We start from the raw sequence: 21,226 nt of genomic DNA, 5'->3' as shown, positions 1-21,226 counted from the left end.
CGCTTTAAATAAATCGTTATCAGAATCTCCCCAAAAATGGATAAGTTGTAGTCCTAGAGGAGCTTAGTCTTTTTTACGTCGCTTAGGCAAGGCCAAGCCAGAGAATAGGCCGATGCCAATAAGGGATAGGATTGCCCCTGAATCACCCGTCTTAGGAAGGGTTGCTGTTGATGCTTTAGCAGATGACTTAGGAGGAATTGTCCCAGTCGCTACAGTCGTAGTAGGATTTGGTTCGTCTTTTTGATCAACCTCTTGGTCAACTGGCTTATAGTAGCCCGGGCGGTAAGTTGGAAGCGTTTGATTTGGTTTTGGCTTAGGTCTTGGTTTTGGAGTAGGGTTTGGCATGAATGGATTTGTTCCCTGACTTAACTCATCCTTATTGATGATACCATCGCCATCGCTATCAGCCTCAGGCGTCAATGGAATAACCCGTTCGTTGCTATTGATAGAGGCATATTTAGATAGGTCAGTGGTCTTAGCCAAATAATCAGCAAAGACTTCATCCATAGAAGGACCTTCTTCACGAGCCCCACCTAGCATGGTATAGCCATCTCCACCGGCAGCTACAAAGTCATTGGTTGCGAGATAATAGGTCTTTTCTTTGTCAAGAGGAGTATAGGTGCCTGTATCTGGGTTAAGAATTTCGACCTTGAGAACGCGTGATTTAGCTTCAGCTAGAGGGTTATAGTAAACGCGAGCGCCAGAGACTTGTAGGTAGAAGCCAGCAGCGGTAAAGAGCGGTTGCCCCTTATCGTCAGTGATGTGACTGCCGTCTTCCTTAGTTTGAAGAGTAGAGCTCAATGATTTTTCAAACATGTCTAGAATCTGACTACCCTTCACTTCGATTTGAGAAATAATATTACCGAAAGGTAGGACAGCAATGATGTCGCCTTTAGTAATTGGCTTATCGGCTGCGATGGTAGCACGGATGCCGCCCCCGTTGGTGACAGCTAGATCGGTTGGATTTTTGAAACCACCGTTGCGGCCGTAGTCATAGAGCGCATCTGTGATGGCATTTCCAGAGTTGGTCTCACGAACACGGACATTTTCACGATCGCCGTTAAATTCAACGGTATTATTTGGAACAACAACCGTTGCATTCTCTAAGTCAAAGGCTGCTTTAGCGTCAGCGACGATTTTGGCCACTTGTTCATTAGGGACTAAATCTTTTGTGTCATCTGGTTTAATAAGCGACGGTGTCACTTGACCGTCAGCAGACAAGGTGATTTTGCCGATGTTGTTGAGGTAGCTACCAGTCTGGCTATAGGTGACGTTATTACCGTAGGTGGCAGTGTGAACCGTATGAGAATGCCCGTCGATCACAATCACCTTTTTACCAGATAGGATTTCATATTCAGAGAGGGCTTTGGCAAGTACGTCACCGCGCCATTCAGCAGGTGTGCTTTCATCAATACCGAGGTGGGCCAGGATAATATAATGATTATAGGTCTTACCTTCGGCTAAGGCGTTGGCTTCGATTTGCTCAACCGCCTTTTTCACTTCTGAAATAGGATCTGCAAAGGTAACGCCTTCCACGTTTTTAGGATGAGTTTTGGTGGATGTTTCAGGGGTAGTAACACCGATAACCACAAATTCATCACCCGCTACATCAGGTGTCTTGTCAATAATGGTTGAAGGCTCAAAGAGGCGTGCGCCATTGACATAGGTATTGACCGAAAGGAGTGGGAAGGTTAATTTCTCTTTGTAGGCTATAGCTTCTTCAAGGGAGAAATCAAACTCATGGTTACCAACAACCATGGCATCATAACCGATTGCGTTCATGGCTTTAGCAACTTCTGCTCCTTTGCTGGCATTGGAAATTGGTAGGCCTTGGAAGGCATCACCAGCATCCAAGACAAGTGTCGTTTGGTCAGTATTGGCACGTTCGTTTTCAACAACCGTTGCTAATTTAGCAAGACCGATGACACCGCGCTCTTCCAGCATCCGTCCGTGAATATCATTGGTATGGAGGATAACCGCACTTGGTGTTTCTGGTGTAGCAGTAACAGGTTTTGCTTCCTCTAAAGGAGCCTTTTCTTCAGCTTCTGCGGGTTCAACAGATACAGGTTCTGTTGTGCTGACAGTAGTACTGTCAGGGTCCGTGGTGGCTGTTTCAGTAACCAAAGGCGTTGGAGCATTTTGCCCTTCAGCTAAGACTTTATTACTCTCATCAATAATGAGAGAAGACAAGAGCAACATGGACGACGTTAAGAAAACTGTTTTGCGTTTCATAAAATCTCCTTAATTTTATTTTTCTTTCAAAACTATTATACACCAAAAACGGACGTTTGTTTTAATTTATTTTTAAAAAATCGATTATTTTTAATTTTGACGAACAAAAATATTACCGACATGAAAGAAAGCGATTGTTTTCTGTATGTTTTTGAAATATCCAAGAAAATATAAATAAAATAGCAAGAAATTTTCAAATCAGTTGATGATCTTTTTGAGAAAATTCTCAAAATAATGGCTTTGCTTGCTTTCTTTTTTAGTCAAATCATAGTATAATATAGTACAATTAAATGATTAAGAAATTAAATGAGGTAAAACACATGGGCTATACAGTTGCCGTTGTTGGTGCGACAGGCGCCGTTGGAACACAGATGATTAAGATGTTGGAAGAGTCAAGTCTTCCAATCGACCAGATTAAATTGCTGTCGTCAGCACGTTCAGCTGGCAAGACCTTGACCTACAAGGGGCAAGAAGTGACAGTTGAATTGACTACTGAAGATAGTTTTGAAGGGGTGGATATTGCCCTCTTTTCAGCGGGCGGATCGACTTCTGCCAAGTTTGCACCATACGCGGTAAAGGCAGGAGCAGTCGTGGTGGACAACACCTCTTACTTCCGTATGAATCCTGATGTACCTTTGGTCGTGCCAGAGGTCAATGCTCATGCTATGGATGAGCACAAGGGGATTATTGCTTGTCCTAACTGCTCTACTATTCAGATGATGGTAGCGCTTGAGCCAATCCGTCAGAACTGGGGTCTGGAGCGGGTGATTGTTTCCACCTATCAAGCCGTATCAGGTGCAGGAGCGCAAGCTATTGCCGAGACCATCGAGCAACTCCGTCAGGTGGTGGTTGATGGTGTCGAGCCCAAAGACGTGACGGCAAATATCCTCCCATCAGGTGGCGACAAGAAGCACTACCCGATTGCTTTTAACGCCTTGCCGCAAATCGACCTCTTCACGGATAACGCCTACACTTATGAAGAGATGAAGATGACCAAGGAAACCAAGAAAATCATGGGCGATGACAGCATTAAGGTCTCTGCGACCTGCGTGCGGGTGCCTGTTCTGTCTGGTCACTCAGAGTCGGTTTACATCGAGACCAAGGAAGTCGCAGACATTGAAGCGGTTAAGACAGCCATTGCCAACTTCCCAGGAGCTGTCCTTGAAGACGACATCGCTAACCAAGTTTACCCACAGGCCATCAACGCTGTTGGCAGCCGTGATACCTTTGTCGGTCGTGTGCGTCGTGACTTAGATATTGAGAATGGTATTCATATGTGGGTGGTTTCTGACAACCTTCTTAAAGGAGCTGCTTGGAACTCAGTCCAAATCGCTGAAAGCCTCCACGAGCGTGGTTTGGTGAGAAAAACGGACGAGCTCGTATTTGAGTTGAAGTAGAGTGATGAGATGATTGGCTGAATCGTCAGTCATCTTGAATTCAGTAGCATCGTTAGAAAGGAATTCTTATGTCCATCGAGCAACTACGACAGGCCAAAATTATCACGGCCTTGGTAACACCGTTTAACGAAGATGGTTCGATTAACTTTGCGGCCTATCCAGCCTTGATTGAGCATTTGTTAGCTCATCACACTGACGCCATTCTCTTGGCAGGGACAACGGCGGAAAGCCCGACCCTGACCCACGAGGAAGAATTGCAGATTTTCAAGATGGTGCAGGAGATTGTCCAAGACCGAGTGCCCTTGATTGCAGGTATCGGTACCAACGACACGCGTGACTCGGTCGAATTTGCCAAGGAAGTGGCTAAATTCGGTGGTTTTGCGGCGGGTCTTGCCATTGTTCCTTACTATAACAAGCCGTCGCAAGAAGGGCTCTATCAGCACTTCAAGGCCATTGCTGACGCCTCTGACTTGCCGATTATCATCTACAACATCCCAGGTCGCGTGGTGGTGGAGTTAACGCCTGAGACCATGCTTCGTCTGGCAGAACATCCCAATATCATTGGGGTCAAGGAGTGTACAACCCTCGCCAATATCGCCTACCTGATTGAGAACCGTCCAAAGGACTTCCTCATCTATACGGGTGAAGATGGTGATGCCTTCCACGCCATGAATTTGGGAGCAGATGGGGTGATTTCGGTAGCCTCTCACACTAATGGTGACGAGATGCACGCCATGTTTGAAGCTATTGAGCGAAGCGACATCAAGGCTGCGGCGGCTATTCAGCGCCAGTTTATCCCTAAGGTCAACGCCCTCTTTAGCTACCCGAGCCCTGCCCCTGTCAAGGCTGTCCTCAACTACATGGGATTCAACGTTGGACCTCTTCGTCTACCATTAGTCGCAGCGCCAGAAGAAGACGCCAAGCGCATTATCAAGGTCGTCGTTGATGGCGATTATGAAGCGACAAAAGCAACCGTGACAGGTGTGATTCGACCGAAGTATTAAAGTATGATGATACCAGAGAGCAGACAATCCTGCTCTTTTTTCTTTGTCAACTATTTCTATATCGAAATAATTGACAAAGAAAAAAGGAGATGCTACAATGATTATTGTTCGATATAGAAATAAATCAAAGAAAGGGGCTCTGCTATGGACAAAGCAAAGGGTGGCTACCAAGCTACCCACCTTAGTTTACTAAATGGTCGGCTCTTTCATCAGCTGATTTCACAAGAGTCTGATGCCTTGTATAGCGGCGAGCAGGGGAAGATTTTGTATAGTTTTTGGCAAAATGACGGTCGAAGAACGGCGACAGATATTGCCATTCACACAGGGCTTGCCAACAATACCCTGACCTCTATGCTTAAACGCTTGGAGGAGCAGGGCTTGATTGTGCAGCAGCCCTGTCCCAATGACAAGCGGAAAAAAATCTGGCACTTGACAGAAAAAGGCTGGGGACAAGAAGTCATCGGAAAGCGGGTGAGCGAGCGCTTGTCCACCATTTTTTATGAGGGATTTAGTAAGGAAGAAATGGCTGCCTTTGAAGGCTATCAAGAGCGAATTTTGGCTAATTTAAAAGCTAATCTGCAAAGGAGGAAAATCGATGAATCTGATGAAGGCTATCAGGGTTGAAAAGCCTGGCGAAGCAGACGTCTTACAAGTCTCACAAGTTCCCCTGCCTGAACTAAAAGACGGCTGGACCTTGGTAAAAGTGCTGGGGTTTGGAATCAACCGATCAGAAATTTTTACCCGTAAGGGCTGGTCACCAAGTGTACAATTTCCTCGGATTTTGGGCATCGAATGCGTCGGTCAAGTTGAGCAGACGACTTCTCCTGATTTGGTCGCTGGGCAACTGGTTATTTCCTTTATGGGGGAGATGGGGCGTGCCTTTGATGGCTCTTATGCTGATTATGCCTTGTTGCCTGATTCGCAGCTCTATCCTGTAGTCAGTGACCTCGATTTGGCAGCCTTGGTTGCCCTGCCAGAGACTTATTATACTGCCTTTGGCGCACTCAAAAATTTGAATATCAGTGCTACAGATAAGGTTTTGGTCAGGGGCGCGACAAGCGGTGTCGGTCAGGCTTTTGCGCGATTACTTAAGGCTCAACATCCAGACATTTATCTGGTTGGTACTAGCCGAGACAGGGCAAAAGAACCGTTGCTTCTAGCGGAGGGGTATGATGAGGTTTTTATCGATGAGGATAATCAACTCCAATCATCCAAGTCATTTACCAAGATACTGGAGCTTATTGGCCCAAAAACCATTAAGGACAGTTTGTGCTATTTGGAGGAAGGCGGCATTCTCTGTTCCTGCGGTCAGTTGGGAGGTCAGTGGTACTTGGACAATTTTGACCCTATTGAGCAACTAGCTAACAATGTTTATCTGACAACCTTCTATTCGGGAAATGTGTCCCCACAAAAGGTGCAGGAACTTCTTGACTTTGTAGGCAAACATGAGGTCAAGACAAGCCCTGAACGGATTTTTCATGGCTTAGAAGAAGTGGCAGACGCCCATCGTTACTTAGAGAGCCAAGGTAGTTTTGGTAAGGTTGTCGTGCTCTTGTCAGAAGAAGTAAAGGAGGCTACGCATGTGGACCAGACTGGTTGATTATTTAGCGCACAACAGCCACCAGTACCTGACCTATCTTTGGGAGCATATCTGGATCAGTCTTCTGGCCCTGGGAATCGCCCTGGTCTTGGGAACCTACTTGGGTTACCTGGCTTACCAGCGCTCCAAACTTAGGCAAGTCATCACAGGATTGTCTGGTGGTCTGCGGGTCATTCCTTCGCTGGGTGTGCTGTTCTTCCTTATCCCCCTCATCGGCGTCGGGCAAATGCCAGCCCTTATCGCCCTTGTCCTGCTGGGCTTACCGCCCATTATCCTACAAACCTTGGTCGGCTTGGTGCAAGTCCCAGAGAGCCTGAAAGAAGTGGGCAAGGGACTGGGGATGACAGACAGGCAGGTCTTGCTCAAGGTCGCTTTTCCGCTAGCCCTTCCCCATCTCTTAACAGGGCTCAAGCTGGCTCTAGTGGAAATCATCGCCTCCGCTAGCCTAGCGACCTACATCGGAGCAGGAGGGCTGGGCACTCTGATTTTCACAGGGTTGGGGCTCTATCGCTACGATCTCTTGCTCTTGGGCGGTGGCTCGGTTGCCCTGCTCTCGCTTATTGCCATGTTGAGCCTCGATGGGCTCATCCATCACATCAAACAAACCCACTAAAAAGGAGTTAAACATGACAAACAAAAAACGCCTCGGAGGTCTGTTAGCCCTCCTTGTCCTAGCTGGCTTAGGATTATTTGCTCTCTTTGGGCAAAAGCAGAGCGCACCTGCAGCTGGTGACAAGCCAGTCGTGCGGATCGGTTCAAAAGATTTCACCGAAAACCTTATCGTTGCCGAGCTTTATGCCCTAGCCTTGGAAGATGAGGGCTACACCGTTGAACGCAAGTTTAACATCGCCAGCTCTTTGGTGCATACGTCCTTGACCAATAAGGAAATCGACCTCTACCCAGAGTACACAGGGACAGGGCTGTTGGCTATTTTGAAGTTGCCATTGGAAACCGACCCTGAACAGGTCTATCAGACGGTTAAAACAGCCTACGCCAAAGACTTTAAGCTGACGTGGTTAGACTACGCCCAAGCGACAGACAGTCAGGGCTTGGTTACCCGGACAGCCGTGGCGAAGCAGTTGGGCATCAAGACCATCTCTGACCTGCAACAACATGCGAGCGACCTCCGCTTTGCGTCCCAAGGGGAATTTGACCAGCGTGAGGACGGTTTGGCAGGCTTGAAGACGGCTTACGGTGAGTTTAACTGGAAATCGTCTAAGGTCTACGACAACAGCCTGAAATACAGCGTGCTGAAAAACGACGAAGCAGATGTGACGCCAGCCTACACTACAGAAGGTCAGCTCATTCAGACAGATGAGTTTACCCTGTTGGAAGATGACAAGGCCTTCTGGCCACCTTACAACATCGCTCCTGTTGCCCAGAGCGACTTGATTGAGAAAGAGCCAAACCTTGCTCAAGCCTTGAACAAGATTTCTAGCCAATTAACGACTGAAAAAGTTACCGAACTCAACGCTCAAGTCGATGTTGACGGTAAGGATTATACGGCTGTTGCCAAAGACTTTTACAAGAGCATCGCAAACTAAGGAGACCAGATGACGCAAGCATTAGTGACTTTTGAGGGGGTGGGAAAGACCTACGGCGATACCCCAGTCTTGTCCGATTTGACCTTTACCCTCTCTAAGGGAGAATTTATTACCATTTTAGGGACATCAGGGTCTGGAAAAACGACGACGCTCAAGCTCATGAACCGCCTCTTAGAGCCAGACACAGGACAGATTTTGTTAGATGGTCAGCCCTTGTCAGAGACCGATCCTGTTGCCCTCCGTCGGCAAATTGGCTATGTGGTTCAGCAGATTGGGCTCTTTCCCCACCTGACTGTCCGAGACAATATCGCCACTGTCCCTAAACTCTTGGGCTGGGAAAACGAGCGGATTGATCAGCGTGTAGAGGAGCTGCTGACCATGGTGCAACTCCCTGCCAGAGACTTTGCCCATCGCTACCCCAAGGAACTCTCTGGTGGACAGCAGCAGCAGCGGGTCGGAGTAGCCAGAGCACTAGCTGCCGATCCGCAGATGGTGTTATTTGATGAGCCCTTTGGGGCGGTGGATGCCATCACCCGCCATCACCTGCAAGACCAGCTCAAGACTCTCCACCAGTCCTTGGCTGACAAGACCTTTGTCCTCATCACCCATGATATCCATGAAGCCCTCTATCTGGGCGACCGTGTCATGGTCATGGACCAGGGGCGGCTGGTGCAGTTTGACCGTCCGCAGGAGATTATTGCTTCCCCTCAGACGGATTTTGTCAAATCCTTGTTAGAAACGGTTCAGCGGCAGGACAGGCTAGTAGGAGGATTGACCTGATGGAGTATGCACTCAGTCATCGTGAGACGCTTTTTCGCTTGGTCTTGGAACACCTCCAATTGACCTTGCTGGCTCTGGGATTTGCCTTGGTTTTTGGCATTGGGTTGACCTTGATTCTCTGGCGCTTTCCACACTTGCAGCAAGTGTCCGTCTATCTTTTGTCTGTCTTGTATGCGGTGCCCTCCTTTGCCCTCTTTGCTCTGCTGATTCCTCTGACAGGTCTGGGGCAGACGACCACGGTTATCGTTTTGACCCTCTATGCTCAGTATATCTTGGTGCGGAGTTTCTTATCAGGCTTGACCGAGATTGACCCAGCTCTTTTGGAGGCTGGACGCGGCATGGGCATGACCGAGGGGCAGTTGTTAGTGACTGTTCAGCTGCCCTTAGCCGTACCTGCTCTCTTTGCAGGCATTAAGCTAGCAGCGACCTCCATCATCGCTATGGCGACCATTGGGGCGACCATCAATGCTGGAGGGCTTGGGACGCTCTTGTTTGATGGCTTGCGCACCGCATCTCTGACCAAGCTCATCTGGGGCATCGGGCTAACGGTCAGTTTGAGTGGGCTCTTTTCCCTCTTGATTGATTTTTTAGAAGACTTGGCGACGCCGAAACAGTCGTCTCTATCAGAATAGGAGAATTAAGATGACCATCACCACCCGTTTTGCAACACCGGCTGACGCAGCTACCATTTGTGCTATCTGTTCGGCCGCTTGGCGTGTGACCTATAAGGACTTGAATCCTCCAGAGTATATCGAGCAGGTGATCGCTGACTTTTACAACCTCGACCGAGTGACCAAAGAATGCTCAACCAGTGATCAGCACTGGCACGGCTACATGGTCGCTGAGCTAGACGGTCACGTCTTAGGGGCTATCGGTGGCGGTGTCAGTGAGGGTAATTTTGGGCATATCTATGTCCTCTATGTTCACCCAGACCACAAAGGAAAGGGCTTGGGACGTGCTCTCGTTGACTTTCTGACCGACCACCAGAAAGCGACCTACGGGATTAACCGCCAACAAGTCACCGTTGCTCAAAACAACCAGATGGGCATTCCTTTTTATGAGCGGATGGGCTTTGTCTGCCAAGGAGAAATTCCCAACTGGTATAATCAAGGAGGCAAAGAAAATCTTAGTTTTGAACGTCTGGTTTGAAAGAGGGAGGAATTTCCAAGGCAATGTTCGGAAAAAGCTTGAGAGAGGCCGTTAAGGTTTGGGTTTTTCTTGTCATTTAACTGCAAATATGCTAATATCACCTTAGAACATCTTTAAATTCGTCCAGAGAGGCGAGCAAGGTAACAAAATCAACTACAAGCGACGCATGATTTGTCCTGTGAGGCAATGCTTGCTGATCTACTTCGGTAGGTCTTGTAGACTTGTATAGACAGAACAGTCCTAGCATTTAGGAGACTGGTCTTTTTTGCAAAAGGATTTACAGGTGCCTTGTCATTGACAGGGCACTATTTTTTTACCGACTAGACGATGTTTTGAGAATGATAAAGCCCAGTCTGATCTAGCTGAGATGGTTTAAGGCCTCTCCAGCAGGAGCTCGAAGAACTGGTCAAGACGCGTTCTCTAAAATAAAAAAGGAGGTAGCTGTCTTAAGTTTTGTGGTGACCCAAAATACAAAGAGCTTATCAAGCCTATGAAATTGGAATAGTCTATGAGAAAAACCTGAGATTGTTCAATCTAAGATAATGGATAAAGTAGGCGTAAAAGCATCTTGTGATACTAGATTTTGTTTGAAGATAAAGGAGAAGAACATGTTTAACCTGATGAAGATGTCGGACTTGTCCGATCGTGAGATTTATGAGTTGATTGACCGTGCTTTAGCTTTGAAATTTGGAGCAGCTCCCGTCAAACGCCCAGACCTCCTGGTCTCTAACCTCTTTTTTGAAAACTCAACCCGAACAAAGCACAGTTTTGAGGTAGCCCAGCACAAGTTGGGGCTGACAGTCATTAACTTTGATGCAGACACTTCTTCGGTCAACAAGGGCGAAAGTCTCTACGACACCTGCCAAACCATGGCAGCAATTGGCTGTGACCTCCTGGTCATTCGTCACCCCAAGGAAAATTACTACGACGAGGAGTTGCAGGGCTTGACCGCACCGGTCATTAATGGTGGCGATGGCAGTGGCGAGCATCCTAGCCAGTGTCTGCTGGACTTGATGACCATCTACGAGCAGTTTGGGACCATTGCAGGCCTCAAGATTGCTATTGTGGGTGATATCAAACATTCACGGGTGGCAAAGAGTAATTACCACACCCTGACTCGTCTGGGAGCTGAGGTAATCTTTGTCGGGCCAGACACCTTTGCGGAACCTAGTTTGGGTCAAATGGTTGATTTTGATGAGATTATTGAAGATCTAGATGTTTGTATGCTGTTGCGTTTGCAACACGAACGCCATGTAGGGACAAAGATGTCGGATGTGTCCAGTTACCATCAGGACTATGGTTTGACCCAGGAACGCTACGATCGTCTCAAGGAGACAGCTATTGTCATGCATCCTGCTCCTGTCAATCGTGGGGCGGAGATTGCCAGCCACTTGGTTGAGGCAGACAGGTCAGTGATTTTCCAGCAGATGACCAACGGCATGTACATGCGCCAAGCCATTTTGGAGCTGGTAGTGGCTAAGAACAGCTTATAGGAGGATGGATGTTAGTTAAAAACGCCAAGATTTTTCTGGAGGGACACTGGGCTTATCGTGACCTCTTGCTGGAGGATGGGCTGATTAGGGAAATAGCTGAGCAGATTGACCCTGAGGGGCATGAGGTGCTGGATGCGGCTGGTCACCATGTCTCGCCTGGCTTTATCGATGTTCATGTCCATTGGCGAGAACCAGGTTTCCCACACAAGGAAACCATTGCTCAGGCCAGCCGTGCGGCGGCTAGAGGTGGTTTTACGACGGTCATGCCCATGCCCAACCTTAACCCTGTACCAGATAGCTTAGACCACTTGCAGGAGCAATTGGACTTGATTGCCCAGCACAGTGTCATCAGGGCTCTGCCCTACGGGGCCATCACTAAGGAGGAACTGGGAGCTGAATTGGCAGATTTGACCAATTTGGCCGACCGTGTCTTTGCCTTTAGCGACGATGGCCGTGGGGTTCAGGATGCCAATACCATGTATGAGGCCATGCGTCTGGCCAGTCAGCTGGACAAGCCGATCGTTGCCCATTGTGAGGATAATTCGCTTATTCGTGGGGGCTGCATGCACGATGGCAAACGCAGTCGTGAACTGGGATTGCCAGGTATTCCTTCTATCTGCGAGAGCGTGCAGATTGCCAGAGACATTCTACTGGCAGAAGCGACCGGCTGCCATTACCATGTCTGCCATGTGTCAACCAAGGAATCGGTTCGTCTGGTGCGCGAAGCCAAGGCCAACGGCATCAAGGTGACCTGTGAGGTCTGCCCTCATCATTTGGTCAGCGATGAGAATGATATCACCCACGATACTGGTCTTTGGAAAATGAACCCCCCTCTTCGAGCAACTGAGGATAGGCAGGCCTTGATCGCGGGGCTCTTGGATGGTACCATTGACCTGATTGCCACCGACCACGCCCCTCATGCCAGAGAAGAGAAAGAGTGTTCCATGACCCAGGCTGCCTTTGGGATTGTGGGCAGTGAGACGGCCTTTGGCCTGCTCTATACCTATTTGGTCAAATCAGGTCTGTTTACTCTGGAAGACTTGCTGGCCCTGATGACCAGTCGAGTGGCAGATGCTTTTGAGTTGCCATATGGTCGTTTGGCAGTTGGCCAATCTGCGGATTTGGTTATTTTAGAGACAGAGACAGCTTATACCATTGACCCAGACCAGTTTTTGAGCAAGGGACGAAACACCCCTTATGGTGGTCAAGAGGTTTATGGGAGAGTAGTGGCGACCATCTGTCAAGGCAAACTTGTTTACGAGGAGGATTCGAATGAGCACATTAAAAACAAGTATCGGTAACTTTCAGTTTGACACCTGCGTCATGAATGCCTCGGGGGTACACTGTTATGACCAGTCGGAGTTGGATGGTTTGCGGGCATCGTCTGCTGGGACCTTTGTGACCAAATCGGCCACCCTCCAGCCACGCGAAGGAAATCCGACGCCACGCTATAAGCCTGTGCCATTAGGTTCAATCAATTCCATGGGTCTGCCAAATTTGGGCATCGATTTCTACCTGGACTACCTCAAGTCAGTGGAGGTAGGGAAGAGCTCGCCCTTCCTATCTGTCACAGGTCTGTCTCGTGAGGAGACCCATACCCTTTTGAACAAGGTTCAGTCTTCTGACTATGACGGGCTTGTGGAGCTCAATCTCTCCTGTCCAAACATCGTCGGCAAGCCCCAGCTGGGCTATGACATCGAAGGTGTCAAAAAACTGTTGACCGAGGTTTTTGCCTACTTTGATCAACCGCTGGGGGTCAAGTTGCCACCTTATTTCGACCTGACCCATTTTGACCAGATGGCTGAGGTGCTCAATCAGTTTCCGCTGACCTTTGTCAATACGGTCAACAGCATTGGCAATGCCCTCTATATTGAAGACGAGACGGTGGCCATCAAGCCGAAGAATGGCTTTGGTGGTCTAGGCGGCACCTACATCAAGCCGACCGCTCTGGCCAACGTCCATGCTTTCTACCAACGGCTCAAGCCCTCCATTGCCATTATCGGGACAGGCGGTGTCACCAGCGGTCGTGATGTCTTTGAACATATCCTTTGCGGAGCCAGTCTGGTTCAAATCGGTACCGCCCTGCAGGAAGAGGGACCTGCCATCTTTGACCGCCTCCAGGCAGAATTATTGGAGATTATGACTGAAAAAGGTTACAAGAGCCTAGACGATTTCCGTGGGAAGTTGCAGTATTTATAATGTTGTGAGAGGGATTTAGAGATAGGGATACTAGACTGGCGGGATAGGGCCAGTCTATTTGATGGGGAAGCTATAAAGGTGATCTGAGACGTTTTTGGGAAATAGGTCATGAAGCCAGGTGCTGCATTTCCTTAAAATTTTGCTATAATAGATGGTAATAGATCCCTCAAAGGAGTACGCATGTATTCAACGACCAGCATCAAACAGAAGGTCTTTTTGTTCGTAAAGATTTTTTTGCCAATCTTAATTTACCAGCTGGCTAATTATTCAGCTTCCTTTATTGATACCATGATGACGGGCCAGTATAGCACGGTGCATTTGGCTGGGGTGTCAATGGCCACCAGTTTCTGGAATCCACTGTTTTCCTTCTTAACAGGGATTATCTCTGCCCTGGTTCCGATCATTGGGCAGCATTTAGGGCGCGGAGATAGGAGTAAGATTCGCCAGGAATTTCACCAATTCATTTATATGAGTTTGCTATTGTCCTTGGCCTTCTTAGGGTTGCTCCTTTTGCTAGCTCGGCCGGTCTTAGCTGCTCTTGATTTGGAACCGGCAGTCTTTGATGTGGCTAAAGCTTATCTGGCCTACCTTTCGGTAGGAATTGTTCCACTTTTTCTCTTTAGCGTGTGTCGGGGATTCTTCGACGCCCTGGGTCTGACCAAATTATCTATGTATCTGATGCTGCTCTTAGTTCCTTTTAACACTGGGCTCAATTACCTGCTCATCTATGGGAAATTTGGCCTGCCAGAGATGGGAGGAGCGGGAGCGGGGCTTGGGACAGCCCTAGCCTATTGGCTGTTAATGCTGGTTGTTCTTGGAGTCATGATTACCCACCCAAGCATTCGTGCTTATCGTTTAGGGAAATTCTCTGCCTTCAATGGTCGCTTGCTCTGGTCGGGCTTTCAATTGGGACTACCGATCGGAGGGAGCATCTTTGCTGAAGTGGCTATTTTTGCAGTCGTTGGCCTACTGATGGCCAATTACAGCACCCAGATGATTGCAGCCCATCAGTCCGCCATGAACTTTGCAACCTTGATGTACGCCTTCCCAGTGAGCGTTTCAACAGCCCTACCAATCACTGTATCCTATGAAATCGGAGCAGGTCATTTGGATGGAGCCCGTCACTATGCGCGAATTGGCCGCATCTTGGCCTTGGCATTTGCAGGCTTCACGCTGACCTTCCTCTACCTTTTTAGGCAAAAAATAGCAGGCCTCTATGGTAGCGATGCAGACTTTATCCAGCTAACCGGTGTTTTTCTCACCTATAGCCTTTGTTTTCAGCTAGCTGACGCCTATACAGCACCGATTCAAGGCATCTTACGGGGTTACAAGGATACCCGCCTCCCCTTTATCCTGGGTGTGGCAGCCTATTGGGGCGTTTCGCTTCCCCTGGCCCTGATTTTGGAGCACTGGACCACTTTGGGGCCCTATAGCTACTGGATTGGTTTAATTATGGGAATCGTCGCCAGCGGCGCCTTGCTAGCGCTGAGATTGAAAAAAGTACAGGCTAATCTTGAAGTCATCAAGGTAGAGCAGGTACCTGATGCCTTCATTTAAGAAGAAAGTATAAAGGAGACTGTCATGACAGAAATCATTTTAGTAACAGGAGCTTCAGCTGGTTTTGGTCAGGCGATTTGCCGCTTGTTGGTAGACAAGGGCTACCGAGTAATCGGAGCCGCCAGACGCTTGGAGAAGTTACAAGAGCTTCAAAAAGAGCTGGGAGATCATTTTTACCCCCTGCAGATGGACGTTTCAAAGCCAGCCTCAATAGATGATGCTCTAGCAAGTTTGCCAGAAGGTTGGCAAGAACTAGCTGGTCTGGTTAATAATGCAGGCTTGGCCCTAGGGTTGGAACCAGCCCATCAGGCAGATTTTCAAGACTGGTTAACCATGATTGAGACCAATATTATTGGCCTGACCTATTTGACCCAAAAGGTTCTGCCAGAAATGGTGGCACGTAACCATGGCCACATTGTCAATATTGGATCCACTGCTGGAACAGTTCCCTATCCAGGTGCTAACGTCTACGGTGCTAGCAAGGCTTTCGTCAAACAGTTCAGCTTAAACTTGCGGGCCGATTTGGCGGGCACCCGCTTACGCGTGACCAATATTGAACCAGGCCTTTGTGGAGGGACAGAATTTTCTAATGTTCGTTTCAAGGGAGATCAGGAACGCGTCAGCAAACTTTATGACGGAGCAGGTAGTATTCAGCCAGAAGACATTGCTCAGAGCGTTCTATGGGTCCTGCAACAGCCCGCCCATGTCAACATCAACCGTATTGAAATAATGCCAGTCTCTCAAACCTTTGGCCCACAACCCATCAACCGCAACCTATGGGATTAAAACACTCCAGTGGATTGTTTTAACCGCTCTCTGGAAACAATTGAGTGGCGCAAGTGAGTGATGACTGCTTTGCGATAAGCTTCAAATAATAAAAAGCCTAAGATCAACCTTTTGAGAAAGCTGATTTTAGGCTTTTAGCATTGACAAGATGGTGTCCTAGAGGACCATGGCGATCTAGACTCACAAAACGGAGTGGAACAGGGAGGCTATCTGAAAGGAGACTCACTCGTTTTGGTTTGAATCTGGAGATATCTGAGGAGAGTGTTTATCCTTAAAGATAAAGAGTTTGCTCAGTAGATAGTTGAGAACGACGAAGAGAATCTGACCGATAAGAGAGACCACGGCGTCAATTCTTTGAGGGTCCTGGTTGACATACTGACCAATGAATTCAGGATACATTTTAGTGAAAATAAGGGTTAGAAAAAGATCCAGAAGAAGGGTAGAGACACGGGCCAAAGCAAATTTGACTAGACGCTGGGGCCAGCCAGTCCTTCTTTGCCTGAAGACAAAACGGTCATTGGTCACGAAGGCGAATAAAACAGCAGTGACATTAGCAAGAAAAGCTGCCAAGAGTGACTCCTTGCTTACCTGCAGGATCAGGATCCGTGTTGAAAAATAAACAACAGTTGTCAAGCCACCAAAAATAAGATAAGCAAGCAGTTCGTTTTTTTATTGGTTTTTCATAACCATAGTCTATCATTTTTTGAAACATTATGCTATACTAAAATCGTTGTTTTCAAACAACCCTTGACACTTCCTACCTTTTGTCAAGCATATTACAAGCGGTATAGCCGCCAAAGGAGATTTTTATGAAGAAATTAACACCACTTGACCTCGCTCAAATTGCAATGGTTGCTGCCATTTACATCGTCCTAACCCTGACCCCTCCTCTGAATGCGATTTCGTTTGGCGCCTATCAGTTTCGGATTTCAGAAATGATGAACTTTACGGCCTTTTACAATAAGAAATACATCATTGGCGTCACAATTGGCTGTATGATCGCTAATCTGATCGGCTATGGTTTGATCGATATGGTCGTTGGTGGAGCGTCAACTCTGGTCTTTCTGACCCTTGGTGTTTTTCTGTTTGAGCGCTACATGAAGGACTATCTGTTCAATGGTCTAATCAACAAAGCCTTCTTTTACTTTGCTATTTTCTTTTCCCTGAGCATGTTTACTATCGCCTTAGAGCTGAATTTTCTTTACCAAGCACCCTTCTTCTTTACTTGGATGACGACTGGTCTTGGAGAATTTGCCTCTCTGATTGTGGGAGCTATCATTATGGACAAATTAAGTAAGCGTATTGACTTGCGGAAATAAGTTTAGAAATCTGGAGGTGGGCCAGATTTTTTGTTCTCTGCTTGAAAGTAAAAACAAGCCATTTACTCCTCTTTTTGGTATAATCGAATCATGTATACAACAACCTTAATGTTAACCAGCCATATGCTTTGTGTGGCCTTAGCCTATCATTTACTGACAACAGTAGTTGATTGGTCTAAATTCACCAAGATTCATGCAGAAAATTTAGGACGATTGAGACTTTTAGTCGTTCTATTAAGTATGGCATTGGGTTTTTTAGCCAGTCACTTGCTCCTAGACTTATTGAGTCTAGGACGTAGTTTGGCGCAAGCTTTTCTTTAGCCAAAAGCCTATTTTGAATTTATGCAAAAAGGATTAGAAGAGTCCTAGTATTGAGAAATAAAGGAAGAAGAGATGGAAGAAATTGTAATCAAGGGTGGAGCAGCTCGGTTATCAGGTGAAGTGACGATTGAGGGAGCTAAAAATGCAGTTTTACCTATTTTGGCAGCGACCATTTTAGCTAGTGAAGGGCAGACCACACTAACCAACGTCCCCAATTTATCAGATGTGTTCACCATGAACAATGTGGTACGTGGCCTTAATACCGAGGTTGTCTTTGATGAAGCAAACAATCAGATTACAGTAGATGCTACCAAGCCTCTGCACGGTGAAGCGCCTTATCGCTATGTCAGCAAAATGCGGGCTTCCATTGTTGTTTTAGGGCCTTTATTAGCCCGTAACCATTATGCTAAAGTATCTATGCCTTGTGGCTGTACCATCGGTTCTCGACCCATAGATCTTCATCTCAAAGGCTTAGAAGCTATGGGGGCAAAGATTCACCAGACACATGGCTACATTGAAGCGACAACAGATGGGCTCAAAGGCGCCTATATCTATATGGACTTTCCAAGTGTTGGCGCTACCCAAAACTTGATGATGGCAGCGACACTGGCAGATGGCGTGACGACGATTGAAAACGCTGCGCGTGAGCCTGAAATTGTAGACCTAGCCAACCTACTCAATAAAATGGGAGCCAAGGTTAGGGGGGCAGGGACGGATACCCTAACCATCACAGGTGTGGAGCGTATGCATGGGGCTGAGCATCATGTGGTTCAAGACCGTATTGAGGCAGGAACCTTTATGGTGGCAGCTGCTATGACCAGTGGAGATGTTCTGATTAAAGATGCGGTCTGGGAACATAATCGTCCCCTCTTGGCTAAATTGTTAGAGATGGGTGTCAGGGTGACAGAGGAAAAAGACGGGATTCGAGTACAATCAGATGTGTCGAAGCTGAAGCCTGTTATGGTCAAGACACAGCCTCATCCAGGTTTCCCAACGGATATGCAGGCCCAGATGACTGCCTTGATGGCTGTTGTTCAGGGAGAATCGACTATGATTGAGACAGTCTTTGAGAACCGTTTTCAACATCTTGAAGAAATGCGTCGGATGGGCTTGCACTCAGAGATTTTGAGGGATACAGCCCTGATTCATGGGGGAAGCCCTCTTCAGGGAGCACCAGTTCTGTCGACAGATCTTAGGGCGTCAGCAGCCTTGATCTTAACTGGATTGGTGGCAGAAGGAGAGACACGAGTGGGGAACTTAACTCACCTAGATCGTGGCTATTACCGTTTCCATGAAAAATTAGCGCAACTTGGAGCAGATATCAAGAGGGTATCGCAGGAGGAGATAGATGAAGCCTAGGCGCCAAAGTAGTAAATATGTTATCCAGCAGTTGCTCATTATCCTATTGATTATCCTAATCGCATGCTTGCTATTTGCTCTAGGGCTAATGATTGGTTATGGTGTGATTGGAAATGGAGATTCTATGTGGTCCATCCTGTCGCCTACCAAGTGGCAGGAATTGATTGGTAAATTTACTGGAAAGTAGGCTTGTCCTACTTTTTTATTGGAGAAGAGAATGAAACAGACAAAAAAACAAAAGACGATTTGGGGAGCCTTATTGGCCCTGGTTTTAGCCTTGTCAGGTTATGGGGTCAAGGAAACAGGAATACTGGTTGACCAGCAACCTCACTATGATGTGCCTATCCCCGTCCACCAAACGTCAGCATGGCAGGAGACGCCAGATGAAACTCTTGCTAGCTCTGTCTTGGTTGAAGAGGTTCGCGCCCAGTTGCCTAAACCAATTCAGTGGAACGGTTCGGGAGCCTTTATTCTCAACCACAATAAAACGGATTTGGACGCGGATGTTGCTTCCTTGCCCTATGTGGACAATAAGACTAAGGTGATCGACAGCCAAGAAGTGCCGACGGTTGCCAATGCCTTACTTTCAAAAGCTACTCGACAATATCAAAAACGAGAACAAAATCCTGATGGGAAAAATGGTTGGACACCTGCGGGGTGGGACCAGGTACATGACCTGAAAGGGGAGTATGATCACGCAGTTGACCGAGGACATTTGATCGGCTATGCCTTGGCTGGGGGCCTTAAAGATTTTGATGCATCAACTGCTAACCCTAAGAATGTCGCCGTTCAGACCTCTTGGTCTAATCAAGCTTACGAAAATTATTCAACAGGTCAAAATTACTATGAGACCTTGGTCCGAAAAGCTCTGGATAAAAACAAACGAGTGCGCATGCGGGTAACCTTGATCTATGCAGATGCGGATGACTTAGTCGCTGTTGGACGGCAATTAGAGGCCAAGTCTTCGGATGGTAGTTTAGAATTTAATGTTTTTGTCCCCAATGTTCAAAACGGTCTTAGTCTAGACTATGAGACGGGAGAAGTGACTCAATACCCTTAGACATTGCTTATCGGTAAAATCCTTGGAAGTGATAGGGACTTATTGCATTGCTTGGTGGAATAGCTTTGAAGATAGTAGATAGCTCAAATTGATGTATTTCAGGCTTGCGTCTTAGAGAGTTTTTTGCTAAAATAAAATACAATTGAATAACAACTTTTGAGACTAGTAAGTTTAGGGAAGCTGTCCAGGGAGTTGAGCCGTGACTGAAAGCTCAACCAGTGAAACTATACCGAATTCACTCAGCATAAGGTTATTAATTAAGGTCTGCGCCGAGCAGATAAAAACGGATGGTACCGCGTGTCAACGCTCCGCTTATTGGGAGTATTGGCATGCGTTTTCTTTTTTCTGACGAATAGACCACACTAACAAGAAAGGAATCTCATGGATTTACAAACACAACTCAAAGATTTACAGGCGACGACCGTTGCCAAACTCAAGGACATTCATCATGAGAATGCCAAGGACCTCCAAGACCTGAAAGTGCAGGTGCTGGGGAAAAAAGGTTCCCTGACCGAATTGCTGAAAGGTCTGAAAGACTTGTCAAATGACCAGAAGCCGATTGTCGGCAAGATGGTCAATGAGGTGCGTGATGTGCTGACAGCTGCCTTTGACGAAGCAGCACAACTTTTGGAGGAAGCAGCCATCGAAGCCAAGTTAGCTGCTGAAAGCCTTGATGTCACTCTGCCAGGTCGTCCAATCAAGCAGGGAAACCGTCATGTCTTGACGCAGACCAGCGAAGAAATCGAGGACATCTTCCTGGGTATGGGCTTCCAGGTGGTGGACGGTTTTGAGGTGGAGAAGGATTTCTACAACTTTGAGCGGATGAACCTGCCTAAGGACCACCCAGCTCGTGACATGCAGGACACCTTCTACATCACAGAAGAGATTTTGCTCCGCACCCACACCAGCCCTGTTCAGGCTCGGACCATGGACGAGCATGATTTCAGCAAGGGCCCACTCAAGATGATTTCGCCAGGACGGGTTTTCCGTCGGGACACCGACGATGCCACCCATAGCCACCAGTTCCACCAGATTGAGGGCTTGGTGGTCGGCGAGAACATTTCCATGGGTGACCTCAAAGGCACGCTTGAGATGATCATCAAGAAGATGTTTGGCGAGGACCGCAAGATTCGCCTGCGCCCGTCTTACTTCCCATTCACCGAGCCATCGGTTGAAGTGGACGTGTCTTGCTTCAAGTGTGGTGGCGACGGCTGTAACGTCTGCAAGAAGACCGGTTGGATTGAGATTTTAGGGGCCGGCATGGTTCACCCTCGCGTGCTAGAAATGTCTGGTATTGACCCAGAAATTTACTCTGGCTTTGCCTTTGGTCTTGGTCAGGAGCGGATTGCCATGCTCCGCTACGGCATCAACGATATCCGTGGCTTCTACCAGGGCGACGCCCGCTTTTCGGAGCAGTTTAAATAGG

Annotated in this window: 22 protein-coding genes and 1 riboswitch; of the genes, 20 read left to right on the top strand and 2 right to left on the bottom strand. The window is 47.6% G+C overall.

All coding sequences use genetic code 11. From position 1 onward, the window contains the following. Positions 1–63: 63 nt before the first annotated feature. Positions 64–2,232: a 5'-nucleotidase C-terminal domain-containing protein gene (locus ABID29_RS06465; protein WP_354365237.1), complete on the bottom strand. Its 2,169-nt coding sequence runs from the start codon at positions 2,230–2,232 to the stop codon at positions 64–66. A gap of 320 nt (positions 2,233–2,552) precedes the next feature. On the opposite strand from ABID29_RS06465, the gene ABID29_RS06460 reads away from it, so the two are divergent. The 14 genes from ABID29_RS06460 (at position 2,553) to ABID29_RS06395 (ending at position 15,741) form a co-directional block, all read left to right on the top strand. Then, positions 2,553–3,629: an aspartate-semialdehyde dehydrogenase gene (locus ABID29_RS06460; protein ID WP_354365273.1), complete on the top strand. Its 1,077-nt coding sequence runs from the start codon at positions 2,553–2,555 to the stop codon at positions 3,627–3,629. A gap of 68 nt (positions 3,630–3,697) precedes the next feature. After that, positions 3,698–4,633 (top strand): 4-hydroxy-tetrahydrodipicolinate synthase, encoded by a 936-nt coding sequence (dapA, locus tag ABID29_RS06455; RefSeq protein ID WP_354365236.1) that lies wholly within the window; start codon positions 3,698–3,700, stop codon positions 4,631–4,633. Between the two features lie 144 nt (positions 4,634–4,777). Continuing rightward, on the top strand, positions 4,778–5,257 hold the full coding sequence (locus tag ABID29_RS06450) for a MarR family winged helix-turn-helix transcriptional regulator (protein ID WP_354365234.1): 480 nt from the start codon (positions 4,778–4,780) through the stop codon (positions 5,255–5,257). Further along, complete coding sequence (locus tag ABID29_RS06445; RefSeq protein WP_354365271.1) at positions 5,238–6,233, top strand: zinc-binding dehydrogenase; 996 nt, start codon at positions 5,238–5,240, stop codon at positions 6,231–6,233. Before ABID29_RS06450 ends, ABID29_RS06445 begins: the two co-directional genes overlap by 20 nt. Further along, complete coding sequence (locus ABID29_RS06440) at positions 6,214–6,846, top strand: ABC transporter permease (RefSeq protein WP_354365233.1); 633 nt, start codon at positions 6,214–6,216, stop codon at positions 6,844–6,846. The genes ABID29_RS06445 and ABID29_RS06440 overlap by 20 nt, the downstream gene beginning before the upstream one ends. 13 nt (positions 6,847–6,859) lie before the next feature. Further along, a complete protein-coding gene (locus ABID29_RS06435) occupies positions 6,860–7,777 on the top strand; it encodes a glycine betaine ABC transporter substrate-binding protein (RefSeq protein WP_354365231.1) in 918 nt (305 codons plus the stop codon). A 9-nt stretch (positions 7,778–7,786) separates the two neighbouring features. Further along, positions 7,787–8,557 carry an ABC transporter ATP-binding protein gene (locus ABID29_RS06430; protein ID WP_354365230.1) on the top strand — a complete coding sequence of 257 codons (771 nt, stop codon included), beginning with the start codon at positions 7,787–7,789 and terminating at the stop codon, positions 8,555–8,557. Then, positions 8,554–9,189 (top strand): ABC transporter permease, encoded by a 636-nt coding sequence (locus tag ABID29_RS06425; protein ID WP_435533158.1) that lies wholly within the window; start codon positions 8,554–8,556, stop codon positions 9,187–9,189. Before ABID29_RS06430 ends, ABID29_RS06425 begins: the two co-directional genes overlap by 4 nt. A 10-nt stretch (positions 9,190–9,199) precedes the next feature. Beyond that, positions 9,200–9,706 carry a GNAT family N-acetyltransferase gene (locus tag ABID29_RS06420; protein ID WP_354365227.1) on the top strand — a complete coding sequence of 169 codons (507 nt, stop codon included), beginning with the start codon at positions 9,200–9,202 and terminating at the stop codon, positions 9,704–9,706. Between the two features lie 608 nt (positions 9,707–10,314). Further along, complete coding sequence (locus tag ABID29_RS06415) at positions 10,315–11,199, top strand: aspartate carbamoyltransferase catalytic subunit (protein ID WP_354365226.1); 885 nt, start codon at positions 10,315–10,317, stop codon at positions 11,197–11,199. 8 nt (positions 11,200–11,207) lie between these two features. Beyond that, positions 11,208–12,500 (top strand): dihydroorotase, encoded by a 1,293-nt coding sequence (locus ABID29_RS06410; RefSeq protein WP_354365225.1) that lies wholly within the window; start codon positions 11,208–11,210, stop codon positions 12,498–12,500. After that, positions 12,472–13,398: a dihydroorotate oxidase gene (locus ABID29_RS06405; protein WP_354365223.1), complete on the top strand. Its 927-nt coding sequence runs from the start codon at positions 12,472–12,474 to the stop codon at positions 13,396–13,398. Before ABID29_RS06410 ends, ABID29_RS06405 begins: the two co-directional genes overlap by 29 nt. Positions 13,399–13,578: 180 nt before the next feature. Next, positions 13,579–14,955: an MATE family efflux transporter gene (locus ABID29_RS06400; RefSeq protein ID WP_354365222.1), complete on the top strand. Its 1,377-nt coding sequence runs from the start codon at positions 13,579–13,581 to the stop codon at positions 14,953–14,955. Between the two features lie 24 nt (positions 14,956–14,979). Next, positions 14,980–15,741, top strand: coding sequence for an SDR family oxidoreductase (locus tag ABID29_RS06395; RefSeq protein ID WP_354365221.1), 762 nt, complete (start codon positions 14,980–14,982; stop codon positions 15,739–15,741). Between the two features lie 222 nt (positions 15,742–15,963). Here the strand turns inward: ABID29_RS06395 and ABID29_RS06390 are convergent, their stop codons facing one another. Next, the gene (locus ABID29_RS06390) at positions 15,964–16,401 is read right to left on the bottom strand and encodes a GtrA family protein (protein WP_435533157.1); all 438 of its coding nucleotides are present in this window, start codon (positions 16,399–16,401) and stop codon (positions 15,964–15,966) included. A 52-nt stretch (positions 16,402–16,453) separates the two neighbouring features. Further along, positions 16,454–16,553: riboswitch (PreQ1 riboswitch) on the top strand. On the opposite strand from ABID29_RS06390, the gene ABID29_RS06385 reads away from it, so the two are divergent. The 6 genes from ABID29_RS06385 to pheS all read left to right on the top strand — a co-directional run bounded on the left by ABID29_RS06385 (position 16,551) and on the right by pheS (position 21,225). Beyond that, positions 16,551–17,060 carry a QueT transporter family protein gene (locus ABID29_RS06385; RefSeq protein ID WP_354365220.1) on the top strand — a complete coding sequence of 170 codons (510 nt, stop codon included), beginning with the start codon at positions 16,551–16,553 and terminating at the stop codon, positions 17,058–17,060. (Overlaps the previous riboswitch by 3 nt.) A 90-nt stretch (positions 17,061–17,150) precedes the next feature. After that, entirely contained in the window at positions 17,151–17,381 is a 231-nt protein-coding gene (locus tag ABID29_RS06380; RefSeq protein ID WP_354365219.1) for a DUF1146 family protein, read from the top strand. Positions 17,382–17,453: 72 nt separating this feature from the next. Further along, positions 17,454–18,740: a UDP-N-acetylglucosamine 1-carboxyvinyltransferase gene (gene murA / locus ABID29_RS06375; RefSeq protein ID WP_354365218.1), complete on the top strand. Its 1,287-nt coding sequence runs from the start codon at positions 17,454–17,456 to the stop codon at positions 18,738–18,740. Beyond that, positions 18,730–18,927, top strand: coding sequence for a DNA-directed RNA polymerase subunit beta (locus ABID29_RS06370; protein ID WP_354365216.1), 198 nt, complete (start codon positions 18,730–18,732; stop codon positions 18,925–18,927). Before murA ends, ABID29_RS06370 begins: the two co-directional genes overlap by 11 nt. Before the next feature lie 30 nt (positions 18,928–18,957). Then, on the top strand, positions 18,958–19,800 hold the full coding sequence (locus ABID29_RS06365; RefSeq protein ID WP_435533156.1) for a DNA/RNA non-specific endonuclease: 843 nt from the start codon (positions 18,958–18,960) through the stop codon (positions 19,798–19,800). A gap of 381 nt (positions 19,801–20,181) precedes the next feature. Continuing rightward, a complete protein-coding gene (gene pheS / locus ABID29_RS06360) occupies positions 20,182–21,225 on the top strand; it encodes a phenylalanine--tRNA ligase subunit alpha (protein WP_354365213.1) in 1,044 nt (347 codons plus the stop codon). The last annotated feature ends 1 nt before the right edge of the window (position 21,226 follow it).

This window comes from Streptococcus rupicaprae (assembly GCF_040545225.1).
GTDB lineage: Bacteria > Bacillota > Bacilli > Lactobacillales > Streptococcaceae > Streptococcus > Streptococcus rupicaprae.
Note: the sequence above shows the minus strand (reverse complement) of the source record. Positions and strands in the feature narration are given on the sequence as shown.

Excerpts from the sequence above, each read along its gene's own strand:
- ABID29_RS06465 (WP_354365237.1), bottom strand. The coding sequence starts at position 2,232 with ATGAAACGCAAAACAGTTTTCTTAACGTCGTCCATGTTGCTCTTGTCT.
- ABID29_RS06460 (WP_354365273.1), top strand. The coding sequence starts at position 2,553 with ATGGGCTATACAGTTGCCGTTGTTGGTGCGACAGGCGCCGTTGGAACA.
- dapA (WP_354365236.1), top strand. The coding sequence starts at position 3,698 with ATGTCCATCGAGCAACTACGACAGGCCAAAATTATCACGGCCTTGGTA.
- ABID29_RS06450 (WP_354365234.1), top strand. The coding sequence starts at position 4,778 with ATGGACAAAGCAAAGGGTGGCTACCAAGCTACCCACCTTAGTTTACTA.
- ABID29_RS06445 (WP_354365271.1), top strand. The coding sequence starts at position 5,238 with ATGAAGGCTATCAGGGTTGAAAAGCCTGGCGAAGCAGACGTCTTACAA.
- ABID29_RS06440 (WP_354365233.1), top strand. The coding sequence starts at position 6,214 with ATGTGGACCAGACTGGTTGATTATTTAGCGCACAACAGCCACCAGTAC.
- ABID29_RS06435 (WP_354365231.1), top strand. The coding sequence starts at position 6,860 with ATGACAAACAAAAAACGCCTCGGAGGTCTGTTAGCCCTCCTTGTCCTA.
- ABID29_RS06430 (WP_354365230.1), top strand. The coding sequence starts at position 7,787 with ATGACGCAAGCATTAGTGACTTTTGAGGGGGTGGGAAAGACCTACGGC.
- ABID29_RS06420 (WP_354365227.1), top strand. The coding sequence starts at position 9,200 with ATGACCATCACCACCCGTTTTGCAACACCGGCTGACGCAGCTACCATT.
- ABID29_RS06415 (WP_354365226.1), top strand. The coding sequence starts at position 10,315 with ATGTTTAACCTGATGAAGATGTCGGACTTGTCCGATCGTGAGATTTAT.
- ABID29_RS06410 (WP_354365225.1), top strand. The coding sequence starts at position 11,208 with ATGTTAGTTAAAAACGCCAAGATTTTTCTGGAGGGACACTGGGCTTAT.
- ABID29_RS06405 (WP_354365223.1), top strand. The coding sequence starts at position 12,472 with ATGAGCACATTAAAAACAAGTATCGGTAACTTTCAGTTTGACACCTGC.
- ABID29_RS06400 (WP_354365222.1), top strand. The coding sequence starts at position 13,579 with ATGTATTCAACGACCAGCATCAAACAGAAGGTCTTTTTGTTCGTAAAG.
- ABID29_RS06395 (WP_354365221.1), top strand. The coding sequence starts at position 14,980 with ATGACAGAAATCATTTTAGTAACAGGAGCTTCAGCTGGTTTTGGTCAG.
- ABID29_RS06385 (WP_354365220.1), top strand. The coding sequence starts at position 16,551 with ATGAAGAAATTAACACCACTTGACCTCGCTCAAATTGCAATGGTTGCT.
- ABID29_RS06380 (WP_354365219.1), top strand. The coding sequence starts at position 17,151 with ATGTATACAACAACCTTAATGTTAACCAGCCATATGCTTTGTGTGGCC.
- murA (WP_354365218.1), top strand. The coding sequence starts at position 17,454 with ATGGAAGAAATTGTAATCAAGGGTGGAGCAGCTCGGTTATCAGGTGAA.
- ABID29_RS06370 (WP_354365216.1), top strand. The coding sequence starts at position 18,730 with ATGAAGCCTAGGCGCCAAAGTAGTAAATATGTTATCCAGCAGTTGCTC.
- ABID29_RS06365 (WP_435533156.1), top strand. The coding sequence starts at position 18,958 with ATGAAACAGACAAAAAAACAAAAGACGATTTGGGGAGCCTTATTGGCC.
- pheS (WP_354365213.1), top strand. The coding sequence starts at position 20,182 with ATGGATTTACAAACACAACTCAAAGATTTACAGGCGACGACCGTTGCC.